The sequence below is a fragment of the Tissierellales bacterium genome (assembly GCA_025210965.1).
Taxonomy (GTDB): Bacteria; Bacillota; Clostridia; order Tissierellales; family JAOAQY01; genus JAOAQY01.
In genome coordinates this window covers 1-5,813 of record JAOAQY010000125.1, presented here as the reverse complement: position 1 = coordinate 5,813, position 5,813 = coordinate 1, and the positions used below count along the sequence as shown (strand labels likewise).

The 5,813-nt window shown below is 31.7% G+C and carries 5 protein-coding genes; 3 read left to right on the top strand and 2 right to left on the bottom strand.

Going from position 1 to position 5,813, the window contains the following annotated elements:
• Positions 1-45: 45 nt before the first annotated feature.
• Together N4A40_09360 and N4A40_09355 are read right to left on the bottom strand one after the other, a co-directional pair.
• Positions 46-1,254, bottom strand: a complete 1,209-nt coding sequence (locus tag N4A40_09360) for a hypothetical protein (GenBank protein MCT4662054.1) — start codon at positions 1,252-1,254, stop codon at positions 46-48.
• Between the two features lie 28 nt (positions 1,255-1,282).
• On the bottom strand, positions 1,283-1,909 hold the full coding sequence (locus N4A40_09355; GenBank protein MCT4662053.1) for a CatB-related O-acetyltransferase: 627 nt from the start codon (positions 1,907-1,909) through the stop codon (positions 1,283-1,285).
• A gap of 583 nt (positions 1,910-2,492) precedes the next feature.
• Here N4A40_09355 and N4A40_09350 point away from each other — a divergent pair.
• From N4A40_09350 to N4A40_09340, 3 genes are all read left to right on the top strand, one after another.
• A complete protein-coding gene (locus tag N4A40_09350; GenBank protein MCT4662052.1) occupies positions 2,493-3,929 on the top strand; it encodes an MBOAT family protein in 1,437 nt (478 codons plus the stop codon).
• An 11-nt stretch (positions 3,930-3,940) separates the two neighbouring features.
• On the top strand, positions 3,941-4,879 hold the full coding sequence (locus N4A40_09345; GenBank protein MCT4662051.1) for a hypothetical protein: 939 nt from the start codon (positions 3,941-3,943) through the stop codon (positions 4,877-4,879).
• A gap of 122 nt (positions 4,880-5,001) precedes the next feature.
• On the top strand, positions 5,002-5,673 hold the full coding sequence (locus N4A40_09340) for a DUF2202 domain-containing protein (protein MCT4662050.1): 672 nt from the start codon (positions 5,002-5,004) through the stop codon (positions 5,671-5,673).
• Positions 5,674-5,813: the final 140 nt, after the last annotated feature.

Here is a 5,813-nt window from a genome sequence, read left to right as displayed (position 1 = left end):
TTTTTTTGGCATTTTGATTAGAATAACAAAAGCGTCTTAAATGATTTAAAAATATTTTTTGAATTTTTTAAATTGATTTAGCTTAGCAAGATTGATATAAAGGCTTCTCTTTAAATTCTTATCCTTATTGTACTCTAGTGGATGAGTTACATTGTGAGATTTTATCAATTTCTTGACAGTATTTTTGAGGTCATTATCAGATACATATTTGTATATGACACCGTGTGGGAGCATAGTCCAAAGGCTTCCTACTTTTAGTTTTGTAGGTTGTATAGATTCACCTGTCAAATAGTCTTCGACTGGCAATTTTGCTATATTTATACCTCCGCCAGTTACATAATAATTGCTACGTCCTTGTCTTAGATTTACCTCAAACACCTTGTATTTTTTATCTCTTTCATCATATTTTATATCGAAATTTGAAAAACCTATATATCCAATAGATTCCAAGAATCCTGACAATTTAGACACCAAAACATCATTTTCATCTGATAATATAGCAGCATGATTTCCCTTGCCCTTTGGAGTGTGTTCTTCTAAGAGAACATGTCCTAGAGCAGTCATTACGACTTTTTTTCTCTGATTAGAGTAACAAGTGAGCACATACATATGATCATCAGATCCTGGTATGAATTCTTGAAATATAAGTCCGTCTCGGTATCCTGATTTTAATATATCGTTCAAAATCCGTTTACCGTCATTTAAATCATTTGCTAAGAATACTTTTTCTTGTCCTTCAAAAGGAAAATCCCAGTAGGTAACACTATTAGATGGCTTTATTATTAGAGGAAAATTTAGATTTATATCCTCAATATTTAGGTCAGAATTACAATCAAAAGAAAATGTTTTAGGATAATCTATGTTGTATTCATCGCATAGTTTGTAAAAATTTTCTTTTAAAATTAACTTATCTGCCAAATCGTCATCTATGAATGGAACAATGAAGTATTTGCTAAGAGCGTCTTTGTTTTTAGTAACAAGGCGAATGTAATTGTCTCCACATGCAAAAATAAATGGTGTAATTCCTTTTGATTTTAATTCTTTTCCAAGAGGAAGTATGATTTCTAAAAATCTTTCATTTTGCTCGATATTTGGCTCAAGAATTACTTTTTCTATTATTTTTGAATTTTTAATCGGGCCAGAATACATCTTTCCTATGATATATGATTTGACACCATAGGCTTCGTGAAAAGTTCGGGTCATGCTATATGCGTTTATATCTGTGCCAAGTAATACTGGAACTATATTTTTCATTGTGAATTCACCTTCTCATATTTTAAATTTATAATTTCATACTTTTATAGAATTTTTCTAAAAGATCGAATTGATTGCTACACAAAATTGGAACAGCATTTTTTATGGTCTCTATAGGCCAGTCCCACCACTTCATTTCCAATAGGAGATTGATGTATTCATCATTAAACCTCTTTTTTATAGGTCGAGCTGGATTTCCACCAACTATTGTGTATGGCGGTACATCTTTTGTCACAACAGCATGTGCTGCTATTACTGCGCCATCGCCGATGTGTACTCCAGAGAGTATGATTGCATCTGTTCCAATCCAAACATCATTGCCTACTATGGTATCTCCACTAAATGCACACCCATCATTTGCATTTTCTGATAAGTCAGAGTAAAAGAATGGATATGAAGATATCCAATCGTGCCTGTGACCTTGATTTCCAGCCATCATAAATGCAGCACCAGATGCAATAGAGCAAAATTTTCCTATTTTTAATTTATCTACATCTGTCCGTTCATCATCTAGATAGCGTACGCAATGTTCTTCAAAATGTCTCCCGTGATAAAATCCTGAATAATAGCTGTATTCTCCAACTTCTATATTCGGGTTAGTTATATGTTCTTTTATCAAATAGCTGTCTTTCCAGCTAGTAAATATATTTTTCATTTAAAAGCCTCCTATAATTTATATTTTTTGAAAGACAGCACTAACTTCGTGTTTTTTTCATAGACATGTTGTCATCTCCCCTATATAATAAATACAAAATCAGTATATACATAACGAAAATATAAGTCAAATCGGTTTAATAGGAGTGGCGAAATGATTGAAAGTCAAAATATTTTGAAATAAAACGTACGCCGTACAATTAAAATCATAAAAAAAATGGAAATCACAGTTAAAATGTGACATATGTCACAGATGCTTTAGCGTAATAACTCTATAATAATGAAGGTATGGGACCAAGCATTCCCATACATGATCGTTGTTTATACAACAATTAGATACCTTAACTATGCTAAATCGACATTTCGACCCCCGTTGTATGTCGGATCCATCAAAACCACTGCTTCCCCGGCGGTGGTTTTTTTATGCCATAAATTTATGGAAATTAGAGATTCTTGTATCTAAATAGTCATAATTATGTCATCGTATTGTTGTTGAAGCATTTGGCTTTTGTGTGTAAAATTAAAACGTAAAAAGAACACGTTTATAAAAGGGGTTCAAAATTATATGATGGGAGTATTGGCATATGTTATTTAATTCATTTGAATTTATGGTATTTTTTCCGATAGTTGTATTTTTGTATTTTTTTTGTCCGCAAAAATACAGGTGGGCATTGTTATTAGGAGCTAGTTATTATTTTTACATGGCGTGGAGGCCAGAGTATATAGTGTTGATACTAGCATCAACTATAATAGACTATACGCTTAGTTTAAAAATGGGTGCTGAGAAAAAGAAGAAAAATAGAAAGAAATATTTATATTTGAGTTTAGTATCGAATTTGGGTTTGTTATTTATATTCAAGTATTTTGGATTTTTTAATGATAGTCTAGTAGCTGTAAGTTCATTTTTTGGAGGAAACTATAAAGGAATATCTTTAGAGTTATTATTGCCTATGGGAATATCATTTTATACATTCCAAACTCTTAGCTACACTATAGATGTTTATAATGGAAAGATTAAACCAGAGAAACATTTAGGAATATTTGCGTTATATGTTTCTTTTTTTCCGCAATTAGTTGCAGGTCCGATAGAGCGTTCAAATAGATTATTGCCACAATTTTATAAGAAACATGAGTTTGAATATGACAGAGTTAGCGATGGTCTAAAAAGAATGGCAATTGGTTTTTTTAAGAAAGTAGTAATTGCAGATAGAGTAGCAATAGCAGTAAATACTGTTTATAACAATCCAAGAGAGTATCAAGGAGTAGTGTTAATTGTAGCCACAATTTTATTTGCTATACAGATTTATTGCGATTTTTCTGGGTATTCCGATATAGCTATTGGTGCAGCTAAGGTTATGGGTTTCGATTTGATGGAAAATTTCAAAAGACCTTACTTTTCAAGATCAATTGGAGAATTTTGGAGTAGATGGCATATATCACTTTCGAGTTGGTTCAGAGATTACGTATATATACCATTAGGTGGAAATAGAGTAAAAATGTCAAAAATGCATATAAATATAATTATTACTTTTCTGATAAGCGGACTTTGGCATGGTGCTAATTGGACATTTGTAGCATGGGGAGGAATACATGGCATATATTTAGTTGTGGAAAAAATGGTAGGTGTAAGGGTGCCAAAATCTAGAGTTAGATACATACTTCATGTGATTACGACATTTGCATTAGTTTGTGTAGCGTGGGTATTTTTTAGGGCAAATACATTTTCAGATGCGATTTATATAGTAACACATCTAGGTTTTGATCCTAGAGAAATCTTGAATATGCATCAGATAAAAGCTGATTTATTAAATATTGGATTAGATAAAATTCAATGGATAATTAGTTTCTTTTCCATAGTTATGATGTTCATTATCCAATATCTAGAAGAGAGAGAATCTATAATAGATAGGATAAGACGAAAACCTGTTTTATTTAGGTGGAGTTTATATTATGTACTAATTATGGCTATAATATTTTTAGCTATAACGAACAATCAAGAATTTATATATTTTCAGTTTTAAGGAGACGAAATATGAAGAAATTTGCAAAGAAATTAGCTATTATGGCTTTTTTAGTATTACTAACTCTTTTGGTTGTGGATTATGCAGTTACTAGCGGTCTTAAAAAATCAGAGTGTTATTTATTTTCAGAGTGGAATGACATAATTCGTGGAGAAGTAAATGCCGATTGGATAATAAATGGAAGTTCTAGAGCGTGGGTAACGATATCTCCACAAATACTAGAAGAGAATTTAAATCAAAGTTTTTATAATTTAGGATTAGATGGATACCCTTTTTTCATGGAGAAAGCAAGGTATGATTTGTTTTTAAAATATAATAAAAAACCAAAAGGGATAATTCAGGCACTGGATTTATTTTTACTCGCAAAGCGAAATGGACTTTACAATGAAGGTCAATTTTTACCATATATTGATGAGCCTATTTTGAAAAATTCAGTGAGTGCATATGATGGTTTGAGTTTTATAGATTCAAAAATACCTGCTATGCGATATATTCATAGACCTGAGATTATGGAGATTGGTATTGCAGAATTTACAGGAATGAGACATATAACAAATAATAAATATAAAGGTTATGAAGGTCAAGAAAAATCTTGGGACCACACATTTGATTCATTTTATGAAATGCACAAGAAAGAGGGAATATTTCAAAAAATAGACGAGGATATATTAAAATTGTTTGATGAGTACTTATGCAAATGTAAAGAAGATGGAATAGAAATAGTTCTCGTCTATCCTCCTGAGTATATCGAAGCTCAGAAACTATATAGAAATAGAGAAGACGTAATGGATATATACAGAGAGCTATCTTTAAAATATGATTTCAAATTTATTGATTATAGCGATAATTACCTAAGTCATGATAAGGCATACTTTTATAATTCTCAGCACTTGAACAAAAAAGGTTCGGAGTTATTTACAGAAGATTTATCAAAGAAACTTCTAAAATGACAAAACATTCTTCTACTTGTCACATAACTGCCATATAAGAATTCTATAATTAAGACAAGAACAAAGATAAACCCGATGGAAATCTTAGAAATAAAGGTTGATGGGACGAAAGGAGAATGAAAATGAAAAAAATGATGAGTATATTGTTAGCAGGATTTATGGTCTTAGCTAGTGCAAGTGTAGGATTTGCAACATCAGACATAGGAGCAGGGGCAGCAAAAGAGGATGGAAACTTAACATTAGAGGACATGCTAGAATACGCTATAGAAGACGAGTACATGGCAAAAGCAGAATATGAGTATATCATAGAAGAATTGGATGGCGGTAGACCATTTACAAACATAGTTAAAGCAGAAGATACACATATAGAATGGTTAAAGCCATTATTTGAAAAATACGATGTGGATTTTCCAGAGTTTGACTCGGATGATTATCTAGTGAAACCAGATAGTATTGAAAGCGCATTAGAACTTGGAGTGGATGCAGAAGTGGCAAATATAGCGATGTATGAAAGCTTCTTAAAAGAGGATTTACCAGAGGACGTTGAAAAGGTATTCGAATATTTGAAGAGAGGTTCTGAAAATCATCTAAAAGCATTTGAAAGAGGAACAACAGGCAATTTCGGTCAAGGTAGAACGGATGAAAATTGGAAAGGTAATGGTCTGGGCAGAAATACAGATGAGAATAGAGGTAATAGAAATAATGACGGGCAAAGAGGACAAGGTAGAGGAAATGGCGAACCACTTAGAGACGGAAGCGGTGGATTTGAAGATTGTCCATATTTAGAAGACTAAAAAGAATCAATCAACGAATATTTTGTAAAATAATGGAATCCCTAGCGGCTATTAATCATAAAATTAATTGTAGCTAGGGATTTTTTTGCTTAACTTTAAAAATTAACTAACGAAAATGTTTTAGATTAAATAAATTGAAT